This window comes from Paraburkholderia sp. J69-1 (assembly GCF_905220255.1).
Classification (GTDB): Bacteria; Pseudomonadota; Gammaproteobacteria; order Burkholderiales; family Burkholderiaceae; genus Paraburkholderia.
Genome location: NZ_CAJMZG010000001.1, coordinates 497,381 through 522,550, shown reverse-complemented (window position 1 = coordinate 522,550; position 25,170 = coordinate 497,381). Strand labels below are relative to the sequence as shown.

The 25,170-nt window shown below is 64.3% G+C and carries 22 protein-coding genes; 13 read left to right on the top strand and 9 right to left on the bottom strand.

Annotated features, from left to right (window positions below):
- Positions 1-160: 160 nt before the first annotated feature.
- A complete protein-coding gene (locus U5A67_RS02370) occupies positions 161-1,561 on the bottom strand; it encodes a sigma-54-dependent transcriptional regulator (RefSeq protein WP_205981128.1) in 1,401 nt (466 codons plus the stop codon).
- A gap of 391 nt (positions 1,562-1,952) precedes the next feature.
- Positions 1,953-2,258 carry a hypothetical protein gene (locus U5A67_RS02365; RefSeq protein WP_205981129.1) on the bottom strand — a complete coding sequence of 102 codons (306 nt, stop codon included), beginning with the start codon at positions 2,256-2,258 and terminating at the stop codon, positions 1,953-1,955.
- 417 nt (positions 2,259-2,675) lie between these two features.
- Here U5A67_RS02365 and U5A67_RS02360 point away from each other — a divergent pair, with 417 nt between their 5' ends.
- The 3 genes from U5A67_RS02360 to U5A67_RS02350 all read left to right on the top strand — a co-directional run bounded on the left by U5A67_RS02360 (position 2,676) and on the right by U5A67_RS02350 (position 5,301).
- Positions 2,676-3,854: a sigma-54 dependent transcriptional regulator gene (locus U5A67_RS02360; RefSeq protein WP_321814362.1), complete on the top strand. Its 1,179-nt coding sequence runs from the start codon at positions 2,676-2,678 to the stop codon at positions 3,852-3,854.
- A gap of 332 nt (positions 3,855-4,186) precedes the next feature.
- On the top strand, positions 4,187-4,774 hold the full coding sequence (locus U5A67_RS02355) for a hypothetical protein (RefSeq protein ID WP_415767688.1): 588 nt from the start codon (positions 4,187-4,189) through the stop codon (positions 4,772-4,774).
- Positions 4,771-5,301 carry a hypothetical protein gene (locus U5A67_RS02350; protein WP_321814361.1) on the top strand — a complete coding sequence of 177 codons (531 nt, stop codon included), beginning with the start codon at positions 4,771-4,773 and terminating at the stop codon, positions 5,299-5,301. The genes U5A67_RS02355 and U5A67_RS02350 overlap by 4 nt, the downstream gene beginning before the upstream one ends.
- Before the next feature lie 93 nt (positions 5,302-5,394).
- Here U5A67_RS02350 and U5A67_RS02345 read toward each other — a convergent pair whose 3' ends face one another.
- Both U5A67_RS02345 and U5A67_RS02340 read right to left on the bottom strand, forming a co-directional pair.
- Positions 5,395-6,744, bottom strand: coding sequence for an AAA-associated domain-containing protein (locus tag U5A67_RS02345; protein ID WP_205981132.1), 1,350 nt, complete (start codon positions 6,742-6,744; stop codon positions 5,395-5,397).
- Positions 6,745-6,785: 41 nt separating this feature from the next.
- Entirely contained in the window at positions 6,786-8,570 is a 1,785-nt protein-coding gene (locus tag U5A67_RS02340; RefSeq protein ID WP_321814360.1) for an ABC transporter permease subunit, read from the bottom strand.
- Positions 8,571-9,097: 527 nt separating this feature from the next.
- Here U5A67_RS02340 and U5A67_RS02335 point away from each other — a divergent pair.
- Positions 9,098-10,777, top strand: a complete 1,680-nt coding sequence (locus tag U5A67_RS02335) for a sensor domain-containing diguanylate cyclase (protein WP_205981134.1) — start codon at positions 9,098-9,100, stop codon at positions 10,775-10,777.
- 199 nt (positions 10,778-10,976) lie between these two features.
- The gene (locus U5A67_RS02330; protein ID WP_027816578.1) at positions 10,977-11,243 is read left to right on the top strand and encodes a hypothetical protein; all 267 of its coding nucleotides are present in this window, start codon (positions 10,977-10,979) and stop codon (positions 11,241-11,243) included.
- Positions 11,244-11,393: 150 nt separating this feature from the next.
- Here the strand turns inward: U5A67_RS02330 and U5A67_RS02325 are convergent, their stop codons facing one another.
- Positions 11,394-12,707, bottom strand: coding sequence for an ATP-binding protein (locus tag U5A67_RS02325; protein ID WP_205981135.1), 1,314 nt, complete (start codon positions 12,705-12,707; stop codon positions 11,394-11,396).
- Positions 12,691-13,422 (bottom strand): response regulator, encoded by a 732-nt coding sequence (locus tag U5A67_RS02320; protein WP_027816580.1) that lies wholly within the window; start codon positions 13,420-13,422, stop codon positions 12,691-12,693. Before U5A67_RS02320 ends, U5A67_RS02325 begins: the two co-directional genes overlap by 17 nt.
- 236 nt (positions 13,423-13,658) lie before the next feature.
- On the opposite strand from U5A67_RS02320, the gene U5A67_RS02315 reads away from it, so the two are divergent.
- On the top strand, positions 13,659-14,222 hold the full coding sequence (locus U5A67_RS02315; protein ID WP_321814359.1) for a periplasmic heavy metal sensor: 564 nt from the start codon (positions 13,659-13,661) through the stop codon (positions 14,220-14,222).
- A 116-nt stretch (positions 14,223-14,338) separates the two neighbouring features.
- Here U5A67_RS02315 and U5A67_RS02310 read toward each other — a convergent pair whose 3' ends face one another.
- Entirely contained in the window at positions 14,339-15,037 is a 699-nt protein-coding gene (locus U5A67_RS02310) for a pirin family protein (RefSeq protein ID WP_321814358.1), read from the bottom strand.
- A gap of 527 nt (positions 15,038-15,564) precedes the next feature.
- Here U5A67_RS02310 and U5A67_RS02305 point away from each other — a divergent pair.
- From U5A67_RS02305 to U5A67_RS02285, 5 genes are all read left to right on the top strand, one after another.
- On the top strand, positions 15,565-16,341 hold the full coding sequence (locus U5A67_RS02305; RefSeq protein WP_205981138.1) for an ABC transporter substrate-binding protein: 777 nt from the start codon (positions 15,565-15,567) through the stop codon (positions 16,339-16,341).
- Positions 16,342-16,603: 262 nt separating this feature from the next.
- Positions 16,604-17,293 carry an ABC transporter permease gene (locus tag U5A67_RS02300; RefSeq protein ID WP_205981139.1) on the top strand — a complete coding sequence of 230 codons (690 nt, stop codon included), beginning with the start codon at positions 16,604-16,606 and terminating at the stop codon, positions 17,291-17,293.
- Positions 17,294-17,334: 41 nt separating this feature from the next.
- Positions 17,335-18,048, top strand: coding sequence for an ABC transporter permease (locus tag U5A67_RS02295; protein ID WP_205981474.1), 714 nt, complete (start codon positions 17,335-17,337; stop codon positions 18,046-18,048).
- Positions 18,049-18,064: 16 nt separating this feature from the next.
- Complete coding sequence (locus tag U5A67_RS02290; RefSeq protein WP_321814357.1) at positions 18,065-18,847, top strand: ABC transporter ATP-binding protein; 783 nt, start codon at positions 18,065-18,067, stop codon at positions 18,845-18,847.
- A gap of 613 nt (positions 18,848-19,460) precedes the next feature.
- Positions 19,461-20,615 carry a porin gene (locus U5A67_RS02285; protein ID WP_321814356.1) on the top strand — a complete coding sequence of 385 codons (1,155 nt, stop codon included), beginning with the start codon at positions 19,461-19,463 and terminating at the stop codon, positions 20,613-20,615.
- A gap of 214 nt (positions 20,616-20,829) precedes the next feature.
- Here the strand turns inward: U5A67_RS02285 and glnK are convergent, their stop codons facing one another.
- Positions 20,830-21,168 carry a P-II family nitrogen regulator gene (gene glnK, locus U5A67_RS02280; RefSeq protein ID WP_205981142.1) on the bottom strand — a complete coding sequence of 113 codons (339 nt, stop codon included), beginning with the start codon at positions 21,166-21,168 and terminating at the stop codon, positions 20,830-20,832.
- 104 nt (positions 21,169-21,272) lie between these two features.
- Positions 21,273-23,354: an NAD(+) synthase gene (locus U5A67_RS02275; protein ID WP_321814442.1), complete on the bottom strand. Its 2,082-nt coding sequence runs from the start codon at positions 23,352-23,354 to the stop codon at positions 21,273-21,275.
- Between the two features lie 227 nt (positions 23,355-23,581).
- Between U5A67_RS02275 and U5A67_RS02270 the strand changes: the two genes are divergently transcribed.
- Together U5A67_RS02270 and U5A67_RS02265 are read left to right on the top strand one after the other, a co-directional pair.
- Positions 23,582-24,754: a GNAT family N-acetyltransferase gene (locus U5A67_RS02270; protein WP_321814355.1), complete on the top strand. Its 1,173-nt coding sequence runs from the start codon at positions 23,582-23,584 to the stop codon at positions 24,752-24,754.
- A gap of 69 nt (positions 24,755-24,823) precedes the next feature.
- Complete coding sequence (locus U5A67_RS02265) at positions 24,824-25,168, top strand: GIY-YIG nuclease family protein (RefSeq protein ID WP_321814354.1); 345 nt, start codon at positions 24,824-24,826, stop codon at positions 25,166-25,168.
- The last annotated feature ends 2 nt before the right edge of the window (positions 25,169-25,170 follow it).

Sequence of the window (25,170 nt, the reverse complement as noted above, 5' to 3'; positions counted from 1 at the left end):
ACCAGCGGCGGAGAAAGCGGCGAACGCCCGAGCCGCCGGGGCGCTCAGGGCGCCCGGCGTGCCACGGACAATCGGGGAGAGGACAACGAGGAAGCGGAAAAACAGGTGCGATTTACATCGCGTGCAGGCAAACGCGTCTTGGGGAACAGCCCATCGGGGATCAGCCCGTCGCGCGCGCTGACGCCTCGCCCTTGCCGCCCGCGCTACCGGCACCGCCGGTTTCGTTACCGTACTCGACGAGCCGGTTGTAGAGCGTCTTGAGGCTGATGCCGAGGATTTCGGCCGCCCGCGTCTTCACGCCGCCGCACTGCTCCAGCGTGGCGAGAATCAACTGACGATCGGCATCGGCCAGCGAGGTGCCGAACGGAATCGTCACCGCCGTGCCCGCCACCGGCTTCGACAGCGAAATCTGCAGCGGCACAGCCGCCGTGAGATCGCCGTCGTTGCCCGCCATGATGTGCGCGCGCTGCACGTAGTTCTTCAGCTCGCGCACGTTGCCGGGCCAGGGGTAGGTTGCGAGCATCTCGCGCACGGCCGCCGGGAACTGCTTTTTCGTGCCGTGGCGCTCGTTGAGTTCGTCGAGGAAGGCCTGGGCCAGCAGTTCCACATCCTTGCCGCGCTCGCGCAGCGGCGGCAGGTTGATCGGGAACACGTTCAGGCGGTGATACAGGTCCAGACGCAGCTTGCCTTCGGCCACAGCCTGCTCGGGATCACGGTTGGTCGCCGCGATCAGCCGCACATCGGTTTCGATTTCCTTGGTCGTGCCCACGCGCATGAACATGCCGGTTTCCAGCACGCGCAGCAGCTTGACCTGCAGTTCGATCGGCATTTCGGTGATTTCGTCGAGGAACAGCGTGCCGCCGTTCGCGCGCTCGAAATAGCCCTTGTGCTGGCGATCCGCGCCCGTAAACGAGCCGCGTTCGTGGCCGAACATTTCCGATTCGATCAGGTTCGGCGAGATCGCGCCGCAGTTCACCGCGAGGAATTCGTGCTTGCGGCGCAGGCTCAGCTGGTGAATGGTCTGGGCGGCCACTTCCTTGCCGGTGCCCGATTCGCCCACCAGCATCACCGACGCCGGCGTGACCGCCACGCGGCTGATCTGGTCGTAGACGTCCTGCATGGCCGGCGAATTGCCGAGCATCAGCCCGAAGCGGCCCATGCGGCGCAACTCGCCGCGCAGCGTGCCGATTTCCGCCTTGAGATCGCCCGCGCGCGGCAGACGGTTCAGGATCGCCTTGACGCGCTGCAGGTTGATCGGCTTCACGAGATAGTCGATCGCGCCGTTCTTGAGCGCATCGACGGCCGTCTCGACAGTCGCATGACCCGTAATGACGACGAGTTCCACGCCCGAGCGCGGATCGAGATCCTGGAACAGATCGGTGCCGCTGCCGTCGGGCAGCTTCAAATCGGTGAAGACGACGTCGGGCATCTGGCGAATCAGCTGGATGCGCGCTTCGCGCAGATCGCCCGCCTGCGCGGTGGTGAGCCCGTCTTCGCCCACCACGGCGGCGAGTGCTTCGCGCGTTTCTGCGTCGTCATCGACAATCAATACATGTGGCATCGCGTCTCGTCAGCCCTGAAAGGTGAATGGCTCCATGCACGAAACATCCGCGCCGCGCGCATCGCGCATGCGCCGGACAATTTCGCCCGACGCCGCAATGCTGGCGGCGCACACGTTGCGCTGCAGTGGAGTACGAAACGGTCGGGCGCGTTCAGACGGCAAGCGCGCAGTTTTCGTCGCACTATGGCGACAATGCGCAACAATACCGCGATCAGCACGCAACCCGAACCTCGATTGTTGTGGATTTAACTATTATAGACTTATTCGAGATAGCCAGGCGCGCGATTCCGGGCGCAAGCGTTCTGCATTGAGCCCGCGTTGACTCTGCTTTGACTCCGCTTTGACCCTTTCGTTGTCCTTGCCGAGCCCTACTTCGCCCTTGCCATCTCCGTCAGTGCCGCGTCGCCGAATCCGAATCGCTGGTCGGAAACGGCCAGGCATTGCCGTTCGCTTCGTCGGCCGCACCGCTGGCGCGCGTAGCCGTCTCATCCGCCGGTTTCGCCGCTGCGGCGTTCAGCGCGCCCGCGGTTTCCGAGAGCGCACCGCCCTCGTCTTCCCAGCGGCTCAGATCGCGATGCAAATGCTGACGCTGCATGCGATGGCGCTGCGACCAGCGCAAGGCCAGCATGCCGGCCGTCGCGCCGAGCGCGCCCACCGCCATCAGGGTTCCGAACAGTCCAGGCTTGTTCTTCGACATATCGATTCTCCCAGTTCTTTGCGCAAGTTCAGCGCATGGAGCGGCGTCGCAATCGCCACCCTCTAGCGTAGACGCTCGTGCGCCATCGGAGTTGCGGAGCACGAGGCGTGCCAGCTCCGCCAGCCGCACGTCGATGCGGGACAGATGCAGGACAGATGCGGGACCGGATCGGGCACGTCCATTGCCCTTTGACGCGTCGCAGTGGTTAAATGTTTACGAGATGGAAATCCTGCGACCGGCGGCGCGGCATCGCCCGCGTCAGTCCTGGCCGGTCGCCGCCCGTCCGAAGCCTGCGTTGAAGTCGCGCCTGACCGTTCATGCGCGCCGCGCCTCGATGCGCGTGCGCCCGGACGGAAAGACGCGCGAGCCACTATCCCGGCCTCGGGCCACTTACTCACTTTGCAGGACGAATACCCTATGGCGTCAATCGAGCCGGGCTCGCCCGCCGCCGAACGAGATGAACCGCGCGCCACGCGAGATGAACGCGACGCGCGCCGTAACGAGAAAGGCAACGCCAGGCAACGCGCGGCCGCCAGCGAAGCCGCCAATCCAAGCGGCAAGGATGCGCGCGGCGCCGAAGCGCGCGTCCCCGGTCTGCAGTCCTATGGGCTGCTGTACGGGTCGTCGGCGATCATGCTGGACCTGTACGAACAGATCGAGCGCGTCTCGGTCACCGACGCCACCGCGTTGATCGTCGGCGAATCGGGCACCGGTAAGGAGCTGGTCGCACGCACGATCCACGATCGCAGCGAGCGCCGCGACGGTCCGTTTATCGCCGTGAATTGCGGTGCGATCCCCGACGAGCTGATCGAAGCCGAACTCTTCGGTCACGAGAAAGGCAGTTTTACCGGCGCCGTGCAGGCACGCGACGGCCACTTCGAGCACGCGCGCGGCGGCACGCTGTTTCTCGACGAAGTCACCGAAATGTCGCTGCTGCATCAGGTCAAGCTGCTGCGCGCGCTGGAGAGCGGCGAGTACCGTCCGGTCGGCAGCAACGAGACGATACGCGGCGACGTGCGCATCATTGCGGCGACCAATCGCGATCCGGTCGTGGCCGTGAAGGACAACGCGCTGCGCGAGGATCTGATGTATCGCCTCGCCGTGTTTCCGCTGCGCGCGCCGCCGTTGCGCGAGCGCGAGCGCGACCGCGAACTGCTGGCCCAGCTTTTTCTCACCGAACTCAACGAGGAAAGCGGCACGCAGAAAGTGTTCAGCAAGCGCGCGCTCGAAACCGTGCGCAACTGGTCCTGGCCGGGCAATGTGCGCGAACTGAAGAACGCCGTGTATCGCGCGTTCATCCTCGCGGAAAAGCAGGTCGAGATCGCCCATCCGCAACTCGTGCCGAAGGTGAAGAAGCCGGTCACGCAAGGCGATGCGATGAGCGTGTGGATCGGCACGCCGCTCGCCGATGCGCAGAAGCAGATCATTCTCGGCACGCTCAAATACTGCGGCGGCGACAAGCGTCTCGCGGCGCGCACGCTCGGCGTGAGCCTGAAGACGCTGTATAACCGGCTCGGCAGTTATGGCGCGGAAGACGGCGATGCACCGCCGCTCGACGATGGCGATAACGACAGCGATCCGGCCGAGCTCGATTAGAAAAATCGCGCGCGAATTCGAAGTGAAATTCGAAGCTGAATTCGCGCTAATTCGCACAAAAAGGTCGTGCCCGCAACCATGCAATGACAAGCGGCGCACGACCTTTTTCAATTTCTTGCATTTTCCCTATCCCCTTTGTAATTCTCATCCTGCACAATCCGCAGCACGAAATAGCACCTTGTTTTCATTCAAAAGGTGCATCAATACGTGCTGGCGCGTCGCCTGAGGCGAGCGCCAGCCGCCAGCGGCAGGGAATGAACATGCAAGAACGACGTGCCATGGCGTGCAATGCGCCATCGACGGCACCGCGCAGCGCAGCATCGGCAGGCGCAGTGCGGAATGACAACCTCGCGGCCGGTTCGGCTATTGCGGCCACTGCAGCCACTTCGGCTGGCTGGCGACGCAGCGCTTCCCTCACGCTGCTCGCCGCCGTCGCCAGCCTCGCCTGCTCCGCGTGCAGTTCGCTCTACTCCGAAGGCGCGCAAACGGGCGCGGGTGTCGCGGGCGCGGCAGTCGCCGCGAAGGTTACGAATAACGCGGCCGTAGCGACCGGCATCGGTCTGGGCGCGCTTGCGGCCGCCAAGGCCGGCGTGCAGTATTCCGAACGCGTCGTGCACAACAATACCCAGGACAGCATCGCCAAGGCGGCCGGTCCGCTCGACGTGGGCGGCGTGGCGCCGTGGTCCATCGTCCACTCGTTTCCCATCGAAGAAGACGCGCATGGCCGCGTGACGGTGAGCCGCGCGATCAGCACGGGCGAACTCGACTGCAAGGAAATCGTCTTCTCCGTCGATCGCGACGCGACCAAGGACAAGGCCGCCAGCAGCGCGTTCTACGTGGCTTCGGTGTGCCGCGACGGTCAGACGTGGAAGTGGGCGTCGGCCGAACCCGCCACCGATCGCTGGGGCGCGCTGCAATGAGCGGCACGACCAGCATGGCCGTGCCGGGCGCACGCCTGATCGCGCTCGTGGCGCTGTGCGCGGGCGCGGCGCTCGGCGTGAGCGCCTGCGGCTCGATCGGCGCGGCCAGCGGTGCCGCAGCGGCGGCCGCCACCGGCATCGTCACGGCCAATCCCGCTATCGGCGTGGGCGTGGGTATCGCCGTGCAAGCCGCCACCGACGAAGCCGTCAACCGCTTTATGAAGAGCATGCACGCCGATCAGCAGGAAATGATCGCCGAAACCGCCGGGCGCTTGCCCGTGGGCGGCAGCGACAGCTGGCGCATCAAGCACAAGCTGCCGGTCGAAAACGGCCACGGCGAAGTACGCGTGACGCGCGCCTTCGCTTCGGCGCTGGCGCTGTGCAAGGACTTCGCGTTCTCGGTGCAGGACAGCGACAAGCCCGACTCGCCCCAGCAGTGGTACACGGCGAGCGCCTGTCAGGACGACAGCGGCTGGAAATGGGCCACCGCCGAACCGGCCGTCGAGCGTTGGGGCTCGCTGCAGTAACGCTTTCTGCAGTGCTTTTGCAGTTTTACAGCACGAAAAAAACGGTCGCCTCGGCGACCGTTTTGCATTGATCGACTGCGAATATCCAGAAAATCAGGACTCCACGTCTTCCAGGCTGAAGATTTCCGACTGGTCGTTATACGAGAAGATTTCGCCATAACGGCCCCAGTCGATCACCGTGTCGAGCGTTTCTTCCGCTGCGCCATCCGAGAGGAAATCTTCCAGTTCCTGCTCGAAACGCACGCGCGGCGCGCGATGGCCGGGACGCTCGTTGAGCACCTTCTTGATCCGCGCCGCCAGCGGCACATGGCGCAGCAGATGTTCCGCGAACATCATCTTGCGCTCCTGCGTGCCGAATTCCGCAAACACGCGCGCGGGCGGCGTGAGCAGCACATCGCCTTCGCGCACATCGGCGAAACCGAGGTATTGCAGCACTTCCGCGATCGGGAACAGATCGTCCACTTCCAGATGCAGCGAGCGGGCGATTTCCGGCATGTCGGCGCGGCCGTGGTACGGCGCGGCCGCCAGCGTTTCGATCAGACCCGCCATCAGGTTGGTGGACACGCGCGGCAGCCAGCTACCCAGCTCCAGCCCCTTCTTCGTGGTTTCGCCGGTCTGACGCGCCGTCATCTTCGCGTAGATGTCGTCGACCAGCTTGCGGAACGCCGGATCGAGACGGTTGCGCGGATGCTTGAACGGCACCTTGATTTCGGCGACCACGCGGCCAGGATTGGACGACAGCACCAGAATGCGGTCGCACATGAACACCGCTTCTTCGATGTTGTGCGTGACGATCAGAATCGACTTGATCGGCAGGCGGCCTTGCGTCCACAGATCGAGCAGATCGGTACGCAGCGTTTCGGCCGTCAGCACGTCGAGCGCCGAGAACGGTTCGTCCATCAGCATCAGATTCGGGTCGACGACCAGCGCGCGCGCGAAACCCACGCGCTGGCGCATACCGCCGGAAAGCTCGCGCGGATAGGCGTTTTCAAAACCGTCCAGACCGATCAGGTCGATGGCGGCCAGTGCGCGTTCGCGGCGCTCGCGCGCGCCCACGCCCTGCGCTTCCAGACCCGCTTCCACGTTCTGTAGCACGGTCAGCCACGGGAACAGCGCGAAGGTCTGGAACACCATCGCCACGCCTTCGGCCGGACCGTCGAGCGGTTTGCCGCGCCACGTCACATCGCCCGCCGTCGGCTCGATCAGCCCGGCGATGATGCGCAGCAGCGTCGATTTGCCGGAGCCCGAGCGGCCCAGTAGGCCGACGATCTCGCCTTCGCGCAGCGACAGGTTGGCGTCGTCCAGCACGAGCAGTTCGCCCTGGTTCTTGTTGAAACCGCGGCACACGTTCTGCACGCGCAGAAGTTCTTCGCCGAGACGCGGCGGATTCGCAGCGGTCTGCACGTCGCCGTGCGCGGCGCTGAGGGTCTTGGGGTTTTGCATCGCTTTACCTTCGAGCCTTCGATTTATTCGGTCAGTTGCGATCAGTCCAGCCGCAGCCGCGACTCGGCGTGCGTATAGAGCGGACGCCAGAGCACGCGGTTGAACAGCGTGACGAACAACGACATCACGGCGATGCCGAGGATGATCTTCGGATAGTCGCCGGCGGCGGTCATCTGCGCGATATACGCGCCCAGACCGTGCGCCGCGACTTTGGTGTCGCCCCACTGCACGAACTCGGCGACGATGCTGGCGTTCCACGCGCCGCCCGACGCCGTGATCGCGCCCGTGATGTAGTACGGGAACACGCCCGGCAGCATCGCCTGCCGCCACCACTGCCAGCCGCGGATGTGGAAATTCTTCGCTGCCTCGCGGTAGTCGTTCGGATAGGCGCTCGCGCCTGCGATCACGTTGAACAGGATATACCACTGCGTCCCGAGCACGATCAGCGGTGACAGCCAGATGTCAGGATTGAGGTGGAAGCGCACGATCACGATCACGAACACCGGGAACAGCAGGTTGGCCGGAAAAGCCGCCAGGAACTGCGCGAGCGGCTGGAATTTTTCCGCGAGCGCCGGACGCAGGCCGATCAGCACGCCCAGCGGCACCCAGATCACCGAAGCAATCGCAATCAGTACGATCACGCGCAGCAGCGTAATGAAGCCGAGTCCCAGCACATGGCCGACTTCGTCGAGCGAGACGCCGGTGCGCACATAGGCGACCACGCGCCACACGACGTAGATCGTCAGCGCGATCACGAACACGGCCCAGATCGCATCGCCGAGTTTCGCGCGCAGACCGCCGCGCGGCGCCTTCGAAGGCGCGGCGCGCTGCACGACGGCAAGCGCAGGCAGCGCGGGTAGTGCGAACGGCAGACGGAACGGCACCCGCGCGGCCTTCGAGAAGAACCAGCCGAGCGGCACCAGCAGTTGGTGAATCAGATGGGTGCGACGGATCAGATCGAGCAGCCAGGACTCGGGCGCATCGCCGGAACTGGTGTTCTCCATGCGGAACTTGTCGGCCCACGCGACCAGCGGGCGGAACAGCAATTGATCGTAGGCGAGGATCACGACGACCATCGCCAGAATCACCCAGCCGATGGCGTGCATGTTCTTTTCAGTGATCGCCTGCGCCAGATATGCGCCGATGCCCGGCAGCGTGATCGTGTTGTTGCCCACCGTGATCGCTTCGGAAGCCACCACGAAGAACCAGCCGCCCGACATCGACATCATCATGTTCCAGATGAGGCCGGGCATCGAGAACGGCACTTCGAGTTTCCAGAAGCGTTGCCAGCCGGTCAGATGAAAACCCTTCGAGACTTCGTCCAGATCGCGCGGCACGGTGCGCAGCGACTGGTAGAAGCTGAACGTCATGTTCCACGCCTGGCTGGTGAAGATCGCGAAGATCGCCGCGAGTTCGGCGCCCAGCACGCGCGACGGAAACAGCGCGAGGAAGAACGTGACCGTAAAAGAGATATAGCCCAGCACCGGCACCGACTGAAGAATGTCGAGGATCGGCACCAGCACCTGGCCCGCGCGGCGGCTCTTGGCCGCCAGCGTGCCGTACACCAGCGTGAAGATCAGCGCGGCGACCATCGCCGCCAGCATGCGCAGCGTCGTGCGCATGGCGTATTCGGGCAGATTGGCCGGATCGAGCGAAATCGGCTGCGTCTTGAGCACGGCGATCGGCGCCATGGTTTCGTGGAAACCCACTGCCGCCATCGCAATCAGGCAGATGATCAGCGGAAACGCGACGAAGTCCCAGCGATTGGGCAGCACGCGCCACGCCGAAACGTTGGCGGTGCGATTGAGATTGAAGCTGAAGTCCATTCAGGCGCCCTCCCCGCGTTGCGGTTGATGGATACGAAACGTCGCGCGGCGCACCGCAGCACGGCGGGCAAAGTGCAACGAGGAACAGCAATCGGGACGGACAGAACGCATGGACTCGATATTTCGTTAGCGTGGGTTTGCGCAAGCGGCGCGGGCGAGCCCGGCTCACGAACGGCACGACACTACTACAACATTCGTGACACATTCAACCTTGCCCGCGGCCCGCGCGATTCGCCGCAAAGTCACGCCCGGCGGGGCTTTCGGGCTGCTTTCGAGGGCATTCCGGCAAGCTTCCAGGCATGGGCGCAGCGAGCGCGCCGCCGCGCTCGCATCGGGCATACAAACTGCATCAAAGCGGCGCTTCTGCACCGTTTGCGCCTTCTCCACGGTCGTTCGGGAGTTAAAATCCCGACACAGCAAGGCTCGCCGACTGTCGTACCGACTGTCTCACCGGCCGCCGCGCCACGACGCCGGGCTACCCGCCCGCCTACGCTCACCCGCGATCGCACTTACGAACCAGAAGGCCGATGAACAGGAGACTCTTGCGTCAGGCTGCCGGACCCGTCGGGGTCGTGGTGGTCGCGCTCGTCTGCTGGCTGGGCGCCGGCTGGCTCGCCGACCGCATGGTGCGCCAGGAACTCGACGCCTCGCTGGGCGCGCAGCGCCAGATGACGCGCTCGATCGTCGACAACATGGCCGAGGTGATCGCCAGCGATCTGTCAATGTCGCGCGCCATTCCCGCGACCATGGCGGAAACCCACATTGTTCAGCAGGCGCTGACTACGGCCGCGCATTATGCCGCCTCGCACGCTTCGACGGAACTGGCGCGGCGCGAAGAACTCCAGCACGTGCCCGACCTCACCGGCATCAACCGCTTTCTGCACGACGCCCAGGGCTTCTCGGGCCTCGACGCCATCTGGCTCGTCAACGCCAATGGCATCTGCATCGCGTCGAGCAACGCGATGGAAAAAATCTCCTACGTGGGCGTGGATATGCGCCCGCGCGCGTATCTGAGCGACACGCTGCTGGGCGCGTTCTCCGAAACCTACGGCGTGGGCACCTCGAGCGGCGAACCGGGCATTTTCGTGGCCGCGCCCGCCTATAGCGACGGCTTGCTGGTGGGCGCCGTGGTCGCCAAGGTCAGCATCGCGCGGCTGCGGCACTGGGTCACGCATCCCGGCACCTTCGTCTCCGACAGCAACGGCGTGATCGTGATGGCGCACGACAGCTCGCTCGAAGGCCTGGCGATGCCGGGCTCGCACGTCGAGGAAATGAACGCCGTCGATCGCGTGAACACCTATCTGCGCGAGCGCTTCAGCGAGATTTCCCTGCAAAGCGCGGCGCGGGCCGCCAGTTCCCAGGCGCCGTGGATGCCCGAGGCCGACGCGCACGCGCTCGTCGATCTGCCCGGCCAGCACGCGCCTGCGCTCTATGAAGTGCGCGGCGGGCTCAATTCGGGGCTGTCGGCGCATCTGGTCGATCCGCTCAACGCGTGGAGCGAACTGCTCGCCAATCATCGGCGCGACCGGCTGCTGATTTTTCTGACGCTGGCAGGTTCGGCGGCGCTGGCGGCGGTGATTTCGATTTCGTGGGTGCGCGAGCGGCGCCTGCACCGCGCGAGCCGCGATCTCGCCGGGCAATTGCAAGCCGCCAATGCGCTGCTGGCCGCCGAGGCGCGCCACGACGCGCTCACGGGCGCGCTCTCGCGGCGCTATTTCCTCGACCTGCTGCGTCGCGAAATCGACGCCGCTTACGCGAACGGCCAGCCGCTGTGCATGGCGATCGCCGATCTCGACCACTTCAAGCAGATCAACGACCGCTTCGGCCATCCGGCCGGCGACCGCGCCTTGCAGCATTTCGTCGAAACCTGCCGCGCCGAGCTACGTTCGGACGATGCGGTCGGGCGGCTTGGCGGCGAAGAATTCGGCATCCTGCTGCCCGCCACCGCCTTGCAAACCGGTCATGACGTGATCGAGCGCCTGCGCCGCGAAGTGAAATCGAGCCATTGCGCGGGACTGCCGGACGAAGCCAACCTGAGCGTGAGTATCGGCATCACGGAACTTGCGCCGTCCCAGGATCAGCCCGAGCGCCTGATGAGCCGCGCCGATCTGGCGCTCTACATGGCCAAGGCGGGCGGGCGCGATCGCTGCGAAGCCATGACCGCCGACGGCGCCGTGCCGCCGCGCACGGCCGCCGAAACCTGGTAAAAAACGGCCGCCAATCCAGGCGTTTTCCGTAACAGACGGAAAGCCGCAACCATGGTGCACTGCAAGACTCGACCGGGGCCTGGCGGCTCAACGCGGTATCATCGGTTAATTCAGTCTTTCGGGGTGCGTGAATGCGCGCTGCGCCCGACATGGCGCAGGTCGCTACGCACCGTAGTCACCGCACATTGAGGAGGCATGCATGAAGGGAAATCTGGTCATCGTCTGTCGCGATCAGGATGCTCTCGCGTTCGACCAGTTGATGGTCGAATACGGAGCGTTTCAAACGCGCCTGTCATCGACCGCGTGGTACCTGAAGCTCGAAGCCGCGCCCGAGCTGGTACAGGAAGAGATTCTTGCCCGCCTGGGCAAGTACACGACGCACTACATCTTCGAAGCGGGCAGCGTGACTTACAACACGGTCGACAATGAGGCTGCCGCCGCACTCGACACGCTGTTTTCGGTTTGATTGAAGTTTGACCGACGCTCGATCCAGAGCGTCATACGCGCCTTGCAGGCGCAGAGCGGGCGACGTTAGAACCGCTACGCGCCCACATCCGCTCACCACCACCCTGCTTCCACGCCGAAGCACACCTTCCAGCACAGCGCCGCAAGGCGCTCACCAGATCTGCGCTGCCTCGGCGACGGTACGCTCGACCACCTCGTACGGGAACGTCATACGCACCGCGAGGCCGCCACTTTCCCCATTGCCGATGGCGATCTCGCCACCCGCACGCCGTACCAGACGCTCGACGATCGCGAGTCCCAGGCCGCTATGGCCGTTGCCGCCGCGCGCCGGATCGAGCCGCACGAACGGCCGGCTGGCCTGCGTGAGATCCTGATCGGCGATGCCCTTGCCGTGATCGCGCACGCACAGCGTAAAGCCTTCGGCGTCGCGCGACGTTTCGATCACCACGGGCGGCGCGCCATAAGCGTGCGCGTTATCGAGCAGATTCGACACCAGACGCTCGAGCGTCGCCGCAGGCAGACGGAAATCCGGCCCGGCCTTGAAGCGGCGCTCGATCAGGATCGATTCGCCGCCCACCGTGCGGTAATTGCGCGCGATGCGCTCGCACTGGTCGTCCACCACGAGCGGTTCGCTGCGGTCCGCGCCGTCGTGCGCGAACACCAGAAACTGATCGATGATGTGCGCCATCGAATCCACGTCGCGCACCACGCCGTCACGCACCTTCTGCTCGTCCATCATTTCGGCGCGCAGACGCAGACGCGCCAGCGGCGTCTTCAGATCGTGCGCGACGCCCGCGAGCATCACGGCGCGGTCTTTATCCGTTTGCTCGACTTCCTTGACCATCTGGTTGAAGCCGCGCGTGAGCTGACGCAACTCGCGCGGCCCGCGTTCGGGCAGCGGCGGCACCGGCTGGCCGCGGCCAAAACGCGCCACGGCATGCGCGAGCGCGCGCAACGGCTTTTGCACCATCCACGCCGCCACCAGCGCGGCCACCAGCGCCGCCGAGAAAATGATGATGAACCACGGCGCGCGGTCGATCGGCCGCATCACGCGCAGCGGCTGACCCGGCACGACAATCCATTTACTGTCCGTGGGCGCCTTCACCCATAGCGTAGGCGGACGGCCCGGCGTGCCCGCGCGCACCTCGGTGCCCGGCGGCATGCGCTCGCGCATATCGTCGATAAAGCGGCGCAGCGGCTCGGGATAGTCGTTGCGCACGGACGGCACGTCCGGGCTGTCGGGCGCGACGACCTGCACGCGCGACGGCAGCGGCTGGTCGGGCTCGCGCTCGACGTGCTGACGCACGGCATCGACGAGGAACATGGCCTCTTCGACTGCGTAGCGCGTCTGCATCTGGTCGCGCTCGAGACGCATGAGCGCAAACCACGCGACGTGCGAAAGAAGCAGAACGCCGATAAAGAGCAGCGCAAGCCGCCCGAACAGCGAATCAACCGGCTGGCGCATGACTGCCCTGTTCACCGTCCGGCACGAACACATAGCCGCGGCCGCGCACGGTCTGAATGAAACGCGGCGTGGACGGATCGGATTCGAGAATGCGGCGCAGACGCCACACCTGCACGTCGATACCGCGGTCGGTGCCGTCGTATTCGGGACCGTGCAGCAGTTCGAGCAGGCGCTCGCGCGTGAGCGTGCGCATGGGGTGGTTGACGAAAATCTTCAGGAGCGCGAATTCACTGCCCGACAGCATGATGGGCTTGCCTTCCTGCTGCAGCGTGCGCGACTGGAAATCGAGCGTGAAGCGGCCGAACGAGAACGGCTCGCGCTGTTCGGGCGCGGCCGCCGACGGCACCGTGCGACGGCGGCGCAGCACCGCCTGCACGCGCGCCAGCAGCTCGCGCGGGTTGAAGGGCTTGCCGAGGTAGTCGTCCGCGCCGAGTTCGAGACCGACGATGCGGTCCACGTCGTCCGCGCGCGCGGTCAGCATGATCACGGGGATGTCGTCGCCCGACGCGCGCAGCTTGCGCAGCGCCGTCAGGCCGTCGACGCCCGGCATCATCAGATCGAGCACGATCAGATCGGGACGCTCGCGCTCGAGGCGGCGCTCGAGCGAGCCCGCGTCGTGCAGCACCGACACTTCCATGCCTTGCCGAGCCAGATAGTCGCGCAGCAGATCGCGCAGTTCGACGTCGTCATCGACGACCAGAATTTGAGTAGCCATGGGACGAAGTTTAACGCGCGTAAGTGGCCCGTTTGCTTACACGGACCGGGTTTGGGTTACGAGAAGTTACCGCGAAAGGGCGCCGTAATGTCGCGTAATTTCCGCAGCCGGGACCGTAACACGGGGGGCGCAACCGCTCTATACGCTAGGGACACCGGTTGCGAACGCCCGCACCTTTTTGCGAAGCGACGTGCCATACCGGACCAAACCTTCAAGGATTTGTCAGGAGCTTCACCATGTACAAGACCCCTTCGCGCCTTCTCGCGATCGCCGCTGCCTCGCTCGCTCTCACGATCGGCGCTACCGCCGCTCACGCACAAACGCCGCCGCCGCCCCCGGGCGGCCCCGGCATGATGCACGGCCACCACGGCGGCCCGGGCATGCACGGCGATTTCATGATGGCCGCCAAAAAGCTGCACGACAAGCTGAACCTGAACGCTGCGCAGGAAAAGCAGTGGCAAACCGCCGTCGACACGATGAAGCAGAACGGCGAAGCGATGCACAAGAACCACGAGCAGCTCAAGCAGCAGTTCGACGCGCAGAAGAACCAGCCGATCCTCGATCTGAACGCGATGCACAGCACGCATCAGCAGATCGACCAGCAGGACTCGCAACTGCGCGAGCAGACCGCGCAAGCCTGGCTGGCGTTCTACAACGGCCTGAACGATCAGCAGAAGACCACCGTGAGCTCGGCGCTCAAGGAACGCTTCGCGAAGATGGAACAGCGCCACGAGAAGATGCGCGAGCACTGGGAGCATCGCAAGGGCGCGGCTTCGGCTTCGGCTCCGGCTGGGCAATAAGCGTCTGGGCGGCGGGCAGCGTCGGTACCTGACTGGTACCGATCTGCCCACCGGTATGCAAAACGCCGCGGGATTCGCATCCCGCGGCGTTTTTTCGTTCAGGCGTCTGGACGGAGTTACGCCACGTCGAACAACAGCACTTCCGCCTGCTCGCCGTGCGCGAGCGTGACTACCGCTTCGGCGTCGATCATCGCGGCGTCACCGGCGTCCAGCCGCTGGCCGTTGACCTCCACCGCGCCGCGCGCCACGTGCACGTAGGCGCGCCGGCCGGCCGCCAGCGTGTAATCCGCGCGTTCGTCGCCGTCGATCAGCGCCGCGTGGATCGAGGCGTCGCTTTGCACGCTCACCGATCCGTCGCGCCCATCGGGCGAGGCGATCACGCGCAGACGGCCGCGCTTGTCGGCGTCGTCGAAACGCTTTTCTTCGTAGCCGGGCGCCCCGCCGCGCAGGCTCGGCAGCAGCCAGATCTGCAGCAGATGCGCTTCCTCGTCGGGCGAGCCGTTGAACTCGCTGTGCATCACGCCCGTGCCCGCGCTCATGCGCTGCACGTCGCCAGGGCGGATGGTCGAGCCGTTGCCCATGCTGTCGCGGTGCGCGAGCGCGCCCGACAGCACATAGGTGACGATCTCCATATCGCGGTGGCCATGCGCGCCGAAACCCTTGCCGCCGGCGATGCGGTCGTCGTTGAGCACGCGCAGCGCGCCGTAGTGAACGTGTGCTTCGTCGAAATAGTCCGCGAACGAGAAGCTGTGATACGAGTCGAGCCAGCCGTGGTTGGCGTGGCCGCGTTCGTCGGCGCGTCGGATGGCGAGCATCGGAATCTCCTGTTGGTCGTGACGATCATGTCGATGTCCCAAGGTAAGGGCGAAAGCCCGCCAGGACAATCCGCAGCGGCGCACCGGATCGTTTCGCCAGCAACATCAATGCGTCGATGGCGGGCTTGTATTTGCTTCGCCTGTCAGACCAATGCGACAGGCATGAGTCAACAAACCGCGCGGGCGTGCGCTTCGGGTAAAATACCGCCCTTTTGCGACCGGCGGCGGTCGTGGGCGCCCTTGCGCGCCCGCTTTGCGGCCGGTTCCAGCAGGCGACAGCGGGAAATGCACTCGATGCGCGAATTCGATGCGCTGAAGCATCGCGTCCGACCCGTATTTTTGATCGCCTAAAATGGCGGCGCCCGGTCAAGAGCCGGCCCGAAACCAGCGCGCGCCGGCCGGACGTTTCCAGAACGCCGGCAAACCGGTCCGTTCGCGGCACCCTCGCGAACAACCGCGCCAGTATCAGCAATGCAAAGAACTGGGATGCGTGCTTACCGCACGTGCTCCGGCTCGACAGGAGAATGATGAAGAAGTTCGCAGTGTGCGTCGCACTCGCCCTCGTTGCCAGCGGCGTTGCAGCCAAGGATTGGAAAACCGTGCGCATCGGCGTCGATGCGAGTTATCCGCCGTTCGAGTCGAAGGCGGCCAACGGCCAGATCACCGGTTTCGACGTCGATCTGACCAAAGCGCTGTGCGCGCGCATGAACGTGAAGTGCGTCTGGGTCGAAAACGACCTCGACGGCATCATCCCCGCGCTCAAGGCCCGCAAGTTCGACGCGATCATTTCGTCGCTGACGATCACGCCGCAGCGCGCCCAGCAGATCGATTACTCCGACAAGATGTTCGACGCGCCCGCGCGCATGATCGCGCGCACCGGCTCGCCGCTGCTGCCGACGCCGGAGTCGCTCAAGGGCAAGAACGTCGGCGTCGAGCAGGGCTCGACCCAGGAAGCGTACGCCAAGGTTCACTGGTCGCCCAAGGGCGTGAACGTGATCTCGTACGCGAACCAGGACCAGGTTTATCAGGATCTGATGTCGGGTCGCCTTGACGCCACGCTGCAGGACGAAGTGCAAGCCGACTACGGCTTCCTGAAGACGCCGCGCGGCAAGGGTTTCGGCTGGGCCGGCCCGGAAGTGGAAGATCTGGCGACGATCGGTGACGGCACGGCCATCGGCCTGCGCAAGGACGATGCGGACCTGAAGGCGAAGTTCAACGCCGCGCTGGCTTCGATGCACAAGGACGGCACGTTCGACAAGATCGCGAAGCAATATTTCGACTTCGATATCTACAAAGGCAAGTAAGCTGCAGGGCCGCGCGGCCGGGGGCCCGCCCCGATAGACCGCGCGAGGCCTTCGTATACAGTGGCCACCACGCAGTTGCAACCGCGCAGGTTTCGAGGGTAGCAGCCCGGAACCGGCGCAGAACAACGAACCATCGCACCAACGGGAACGCGGCCAGCCACGCCGGCCGCGCATGAACGGCAATTGAACCGCGGCAGCGACTGCCGCGTCTTTCGCGGGACGCACTCCACGTTTTCGGGGTCGCCCCGTCAGGGACTCACCTATGTTTCTTCAAGGCTACGGCCCGCTGATCCTCGCCGGCACCTGGCAGACCGTCAAGCTCGCCGTGCTCTCGCTCGTGCTGTCGTTCGTGCTCGGCCTGCTGGGCGCGGCGGCGAAGCTGTCGAAAAACCGCGTCGTCAACGGCGCGGGCACGGCCTACACCACGATCATTCGCGGCGTACCCGATCTCGTGCTGATGCTGCTGCTGTTCTATAGCATCCAGATCTGGCTGAACATGGTCACCGATCACTTCGGCATGGATCAGATCGACATCGATCCGTTCCTCGCTGGCGTGATCGTGCTGGGCTTCATCTACGGCGCGTATTTCACCGAGACGTTCCGCGGCGCGTTTCTTTCGGTGCCGCGCGGCCAGCTCGAAGCGGGCCACGCCTACGGCATGACCAACTGGCAGGTGTTCACGCGCGTGATGTTCCCGCAGATGATGCGCTTCGCCCTGCCCGGCATCGGCAATAACTGGCAGGTGCTGGTGAAGTCCACCGCGCTGGTGTCGATCATCGGTCTCGCCGATGTCGTGAAGGCGAGCCAGGACGCCGGCAAGGGCACGCTGCGCTTCTTCTTCTTCACGCTGCTGGCGGGCGCGATCTATCTCGTCATCACGACCGTCTCGAACTTCGTGCTCATGTATCTCGACAAGCGCTACTCCACCGGCGTGCGCAAAGCGGATCTCTGAAGCGACTCAGGCACAGGACAAGGCCAACGACAATGCAAGACCTGATCGAGCTGATCCAGCAATACTGGCGCAATTACCTCTATACCGACGGCTATCACTTCACCGGCGTCGCCATTACGGCGTGGCTGCTGGTGGTGTCGATCGGCCTCGGCTTCTGTCTGTCGGTGCCGCTCGCCGTGGCGCGCGTCTCGAAGAAGAAGTGGCTGTCGGGCCTCGTGTGGCTCTACACGTATATCTTCCGCGGCACGCCGCTCTATGTGCAGCTGCTGCTGTGCTACACGGGCCTCTATAGCCTCGACATCATCCGCAATCACGAGCTGACGAGCGCGTTCTTCCGCAGCGGCATGAACTGCACGCTGCTCGCCTTCACGCTCAACACCTGCGCGTACACCACCGAGATCTTCGCGGGCGCCATCAAGGCCACGCCCTACGGCGAGATCGAGGCCGCGCGCGCCTATGGCATGTCGCCGTTCACGCTGTATCGGCGCGTGATCCTGCCGTCGGCGCTGCGCCGCGCGCTGCCCTACTACAGCAACGAAGTCATCCTGATGCTGCACGCAACGACCGTGGCATTCACGGCCACCGTGCCGGACATCCTGAAGATCGCCCGCGACGTCAATTCGGCCACCTATCAGTCGTTTGGCGCCTTCGGCATCGCCGCCATGCTCTACCTGATCATTTCTTTCACGCTCGTGTGGCTGTTCCGCCAGGCCGAGCGCCGCTGGCTCGCATACCTGCGACCGCAAGGCAAGTGAGCCATCGAGGTCATAGATGAATTCCCAGAAGCAGAAACTTTTCGTCGATTCCATCCACAAGCAATACGGCGACAACGAAGTCCTCAAGGGCGTCTCGCTCAAGGCGAACGCCGGCGACGTGATCAGCGTGATCGGCTCGTCCGGTTCGGGCAAGAGCACGATGCTGCGCTGTATCAACTTCCTCGAGCAGCCGAACTCGGGCCGCATCTTCGTCGATGGCGAAGAAGTGCGGACCAAGGCCGACAAGCGCACGGGCGCGCTCCAGTCCGCCGACGTCAAACAGCTCCAGCGCGTGCGCACCAAGCTGGCGATGGTGTTCCAGCACTTCAACCTGTGGTCGCACATGTCGGTGCTGGAGAACGTGATCGAAGCGCCGGTGCACGTGCTCGGTCTCTCGCGCAAGGAAGCCGAGGATCGCGCGCGCGTCTATCTGGAGAAAGTCGGCCTCGCGCCGCGCGTGGAGAAGCAGTATCCGTCGCATCTTTCGGGCGGCCAGCAGCAGCGCGTGGCGATCGCCCGCGCGCTGACCATGAACCCCGATGTGATGCTGTTCGACGAGCCGACTTCGGCGCTCGACCCGGAACTGGTGGGCGAAGTGCTCAAGGTGATGCAAAAGCTCGCCGAAGAAGGCCGCACCATGATCGTCGTGACGCACGAAATGGGTTTCGCGCGCAACGTCTCGAATCACGTGATGTTCCTGCATCAGGGCCGCGTGGAAGAGGAAGGCGTGCCGTCCGAGGTGTTCGCCAACCCCAGAAGCGACCGTCTGCGCCAGTTCCTTTCGGGCAGCCTCAAGTAATAGCCCGGATGGCCCGCTGAGCGGCTACGCCATGTAGTCCACGCCATCCGGCAATTTGCGATGTAGTAAAAGTAGTATTTCAAGGCGCCTTCAGCGCCTTTTCTTTTTGCTTTCCCGCCATGCGTCGGAAGCCGTCTTTTCGCGGAAAAATCGCCTTTTTCGCATTACTCCTGCCTGTTTCGCCCGTCAATAGTGGCAATCCTGAAGCTACCCCATGCTGATCCGTGTGTGCCTTGTCCTACAAGGATTTAGGCATACTTTTCAGATTGCCCTGACCACCATCCAGGAAGTGCATATGGCAATTTGACGACACCCCGCCCCCGAGGCGCGATTTCGTTCGCCAGCGCCAACCTTTTTTGCTAAATTAGTAACCAGAGTAGCAAAACAAAGAACATTAAAAGTAGTTTCACTTCAAATAAGAACGGGAGATGCCAGTCAACCAAGGGATCTGCATGACGACTCGAACAGGTTGTCCTGCTCGCATCGTTCCGTAACGCCGATCCCTCGGGTCACACTCCCTTTACGCGACTATTTCTGTCCGCAGCACCCCGAAGGCGCGCGGACGTCTTTCGCAGTACTAAGGTTGACTCTTTGACAGGGTATGGAGGAGAAGATGAAGAAAGCATTGCTCGCCGCGGCACTGATGTCCGCTGGCGTCCTCGCGCATGCGCAAAGCAGCGTGACGCTCTATGGCCGTCTTGACGCAGGTGTCGCGTACATGAGCGGCGTCGGCGTAGGTTCGGGTGCGAACGGTCAAGCTACCGGCAGCAAAAGCCAGGTCCAGCTCGAAAGCGGCTACTGGGGCACCAGCCTCTGGGGCATGAAGGGTGTTGAAGACCTCGGCGGCGGCAACAAGGCACTCTTCCAGTTGGAAGGCAGCTTCAGCACGACGACGGGTCAAGGCCCGGGCAACGGCGGTCTCTTCAATCGCTGGGCAACCGTCGGTATGTCGAACGACCAGTTCGGTACCCTGCTGCTGGGCCGCGAACTGTTCATCTCCAACGGCATTTGGGACTTCGACCCGTTCGGTCAATCGAACTGGTCGTCGGCGTCGCTGGTGCGTGGCCGCAACTGGCCGCAATCGAGCAACAACATTTCGTACCAGTCGCCGAAGTTCTACGGCTTCGACGTGTACGGCCAGTACTCGTTCTCGAACTCGACGAGCTGGAACGGCAACGGTACGACGGCGCAAGGTCGTGAAGACGGTATCCAACTGACTTACACGAACTCGCTGTTCCAGATCCGCGGCCTGTACGACGAAATCCGCAACCCGAACACCGGTACGCTCGGCGGCGCTTACGATCCGACCGGCGTGAACTCGGACAACGCGGGACAAGGCGTGTTCGCCTACTCGCGTGACTACATGGCGATGGTCAACGTGTTCCTCGGACCGTTCAAGGTCCAGGGCGGCTACGAAGCAATCCGTTCGTCGGGCATGACGGGTCTGGCAATCGGCCAGCCGAGCACGCTCGATCACGAATGGGGCGGTGTGACGTGGCAAATTACGCCGGCTGCTGCCCTGATCGGCGCGGTCTACCACGTCAACGCGAACAACGGCGGCGGCAACGCCACGTTGTACTCGATCGGTGGCTCGTACAACCTGTCCAAGCGCACGCTGCTCGACATCCAGGCAGCCACGGTGCAGAACAGCAAGTCGGCTAACTTCGGCCTGAACGCCAACAACTACGGCACGTCGGCAGCCACGGGCAACCCGCTCATCGGCCACAGCCAGAGCGGCGTGTACGCAGGCATCCAGCACTCGTTCTAAGCGTCTGGGCTAGCGCCTTCGCGGGCTAGCCCAAACCCTTCAAGACGAGTGCAGACAGAATAGCTACATCGACGTTTTCACGCTGCTGCGAGAGGCGCGTATCGGTGCGGTGTCCGAAAGGGTATCGCACCGTTTTTTATTGCGGGACGGGCCGGGTCTTGATGACTCGCGGCGCCGTCCCTTTTCTTTTTCTGGCTGGAGAATCCGGCGCGGCTTAGACCGCGGCTTCGTTCTCTTCGCCGGTGCGGATACGGATCACGCGCTCGACTTCGGTGACGAAAATCTTGCCGTCGCCGATCTTGCCCGTGCGCGCCGCGCCGATGATCGCGTCGATCACCTGATCGCACTGGTCGTTCGCGACCACGACTTCAATCTTCACCTTGGGCAGGAAGTCGACCACGTATTCGGCGCCACGGTACAGCTCCGTGTGGCCCTTCTGGCGGCCGAAGCCTTTGACTTCCGTGACGGTCAGGCCGGTGAGGCCCACTTCGGCGAGCGCCTCGCGCACTTCGTCGAGCTTGAACGGTTTGATGACGGCGGTAATGCGTTTCATGGCGAGCCTCGTCTGGTATCGGTTATCTGCGGGTTATGCGAATGAATCGGTGAATCTGCTTGTGCTTTGCGTCGATCTGGCAATTCTACGCTCTGCGCCCAGGCTCAAGCCGTCGGCTCCTGGTTCGGCACGCGATCGAGATCGGCGAGCCACACGGCGCTTTCCGAATCGCTCGGCGCGCGCCAGTCGCCGCGCGGCGACAGCGAGCCGCCCGAGCCCACCTTCGGCGCATTCGGAATACAGGTGCGCTTGAACTGGCTGGTGCGGAAAAAGCGGTCGAGGAAGATGCGCAGATTGCGCTTGATCGCCGCCAGGTCGTACGCGTTGCGCACGACCTTGGCGTTGTCGGGCCACGCGCCTGCTTCGCGATCGCCCCACGCATGCCGCGCGAGGAACGCCACCTTGGTGGGCGCAAAGCCGAAGCGCAGCGTGTAGTAGAGGTTGAAGTCCTGCAGCTCGTATGGGCCGATGGTGCTTTCGGTCTTCTGCTCGGGCGCGCCGTCGGTCTTGCCGGGGATCAGTTCCGGGCTGATATCGGTGGCGAGAATTGCTTCGAGCACGTCCGCGCCGCTTTCGCCGTTCTGGCCGATCTGCCCGGTTTCCGCGACCCAGCGCACCAGATGCGTGATGAGCGTCTTGGGCACGCTGGCGTTCACGTTGTAGTGCGACATGTGATCGCCCACGCCGTAAGTACACCAGCCCAGCGCCAGCTCGGAAAGATCGCCGGTGCCGATCACGATCGCGTGATTGAAATTGGCGAGGCGGAACAGGTGATTCGTGCGCTCGCCGGCCTGCACGTTCTCGAAGGTGATGTCGTAGGCTTCCTTGCCTTCCGAATACGGATGGCCGAGGTCTTCGAGCATCTGCATGCAGCTCTGGCGGATGTCGATTTCGCGCGCCGTGCAGCCGACCAGATTCATCAGCTCGCGCGCCTGGCGCAGCGTGCGTTCGCTGGTCGCGAAGCCCGGCATGGTGTACGCCAGAATATTCGCGCGCGGCAGGCCGAGACGGTCCATCGCCTTCGCGCAGACCAGCAGCGCGTGCGTCGAATCCAGCCCGCCCGACACGCCGATCACCACCTTCTTGATGCCCGCCTGTTGCAGACGCTGCACGAGCGCCTGCACCTGAATGCTGTAGACCTCGTTGCAGCGCTCGTCGCGGCGCTTCGGGTCGGCCGGCACATACGGGAAACGCTCGACGCGGCGCTCGAGCGCGAGCGTCTCGCGCGTCCATGCGCCCTGACCCGCCAGCTCGCAGCGAATCACGCGGAATTTCGCGACTTCGTCGGCGTAACGGCGGATCGAATCGCCGAAGGTGGTCTGGCGGATGCGTTCCTGCTGCAATCGCTCAAGATCGACATCGGCGAAGATCAGATGCGAATCGGCGAGAAAACGTTCGGACTGCGCGAGCACTTCGCCGTTTTCGCAGACCAGCGCCTGGCCGTCCCAGGCCATGTCGGTGGTCGATTCGCCCTGACCCGCCGAGGTATAGAGATAGGCCGCCAGGCACCGCGCCGATTGCTGCGACACCAGTTGCTGACGATAACCGGCCTTGCCCACCACCACGTTCGACGCCGACAGATTCACCAGCACCGATGCGCCCGCGAGCGCCGCGAACGACGACGGCGGAATCGGCACCCAGACGTCTTCGCAGATCTCGACGTGAAAACGCAGCCCGCGAATCTGCGCCGCTTCGAACAGCAGCCCGGCGCCGAACGGCACGTCCGCGCCCGCGATGCGCACGGTGTCCGTGCTCGCCGTATCGGCCGCGCTGAACTGGCGCGGCTCGTAGAACTCGCCGTAATTCGGCAGGAAGCTCTTCGGCACGATGCCCGCGATGCGCCCGCCCGACACCACCGCCGCGCAGTTGAAGAGCGCATGGCCCACGCGCACCGGCAAGCCGACGATCATCGCCAGCGGCAGTTCGGCCGAGGCTTCCACGATCTGCGCGAGCGCACGTTCGCAGGCATCGAGCAGCGCCTGCTGATGGAAGAGATCGTCGCAGCTATAGGCGGACAGACCGAGTTCCGGGAACGCGACCAGCGCCGCGCCTTTGGCGGCGGCTTCGCGGGCAAGCGTCAGCGTCTGCGCGGCGTTGAAGGCCGGATCGGCCACGCGGCAGCGCGGCACGCCCACGGCCACGCGTGCGAAACCGTGCGAGTAGAGATTGAAGAAGCGCTCTTTCATTTCGATAACCGATAAGCGATAGCTCGAAGGCGTGGCGGGAGGTGACTGGCTGGGCGACGGGCAACCGGCGGCGCGCACGTTGTTGCGGCCCTCACCCGTTCGGGTCGTTTGCTTTACCATGACCGCTTGCCGCAGTGCCGCGAATCGCTGCAAATCGCTACGAATGACTGCGATCAGGACAGACACGGCACGCGAACCAGACATCCAGGCAAGCACGGGCACGCCAGTTGGACAAGAAACATTTCGATTATCGCACGGGCATTATCGGCTCACCGTCCGAGCTCGACGCCGCCGAATGGAACGCCCTGCTCGCGCGCCAGGCGCAGCCGACGCCGTTTCTGCGCCACGAATTCCTCACGGCGCTCGACGCCACCGGTTGCGCCGCGCCCGACGCGGGCTGGGCGCCGCAGTTCGTCACGCTCACGGACGCCCACACGGGCCGCCTCGCCGCCGCCGCGCCGGTCTACGCCAAGGGCCACTCTTACGGCGAATACGTGTTCGACTGGGCCTGGGCGGACGCCTACAAGCGCAACGGCCTCGACTATTACCCGAAGCTGCTGTGCGCCGTGCCGTTCACGCCGGTGCAGGGCACGCGCCTGATGGCCGAGGACGACACCGCGCGACGCCATCTGGCCGCCACGCTGCTCGCCTTCGCCGAACAGGCCGATGTTTCCTCGCTGCATGTGCTGTTTCCCACCGGCGAAGACGCCGCCGCCCTCACCGATCTGGGCATGATGCAGCGCGAAGGCGTGCAGTTTCACTGGCTCAACGACGGCTATCGCGACTTCGACGATTTTCTCTCCACGCTCGAACAGAAGAAGCGCAAGAACATCCGCGCCGAGCGCCGCAAGGTGCACGACGCGGGCGTGACGCTGCGGCGCATTCGCGGCGAAGACATCCGCGACGAAGACTGGCGCTTTTTCAGCCGCTGCTACCGGCAGACGTATCGCGAGCATTTTTCGTCGCCGTATCTGAATCTGGACTTCTTCCGCATGATCGGCGCGAGCATGCCGGAGAACCTGCTGCTGGTGATTGCCGAATACGAAGGCAAGCCCATCGCCAGTTCGCTCGTGGTGTATCAGCGTGACGCCGATGGCACCGGCGGCACGCTCTACGGCCGCTACTGGGGCGCGCTCGAACATGTGCCTTGCCTGCACTTCGAGACGGCCTACTACCAGCCGCTGGAGTTCTGCATCGAGGAAAAACTCGCGGTGTTCGAAGGCGGCGCGCAGGGCGAGCACAAGATGGCGCGCGGCTTCATGCCGACCGTGACGCGCTCGGCGCACTGGCTCGCGCACCCTGCTTTCGCCGATGCGGTGGCGAGTTTCCTGCAAAGCGAGACCAACCAGATCCACGCCTACATGCACGAACTCAACGAGCACAATCCCTTCCGAAGCTGACGCGCGCGGCCGATAATTCACGCCCCGCGCACTGCGACTCACGCCAACCCGATCATCGCCACCCGAAACATGCCGTGGTTTCTCTATCTGCTCGAATGCGCCGACGGCAGCGTCTACACGGGCATCGCCATCGACGTTCAGGCGCGCTTCGCGCAGCACGCGAGCGGCACCGGCGCGCGCTACACGCGTGCGCGCAAACCGGTGCAGGTGCTCGCGCAGTTCGAATTCGCCAACCGCTCCAGCGCATCGAGCGCCGAGTACTGGGTCAAACGTCTGCGTCCGCACGAAAAGCGCGAGCTTGCTGCGGGCGGTCGAACGCTCGAATCGGTGCTGCCACCGCCGCCTGAACCTGAAGCGCCTGAAACGCCGGAAGCGCCCGAAACTCCCGAAAAAAGCGCGGCACCCAGCGCATAAAA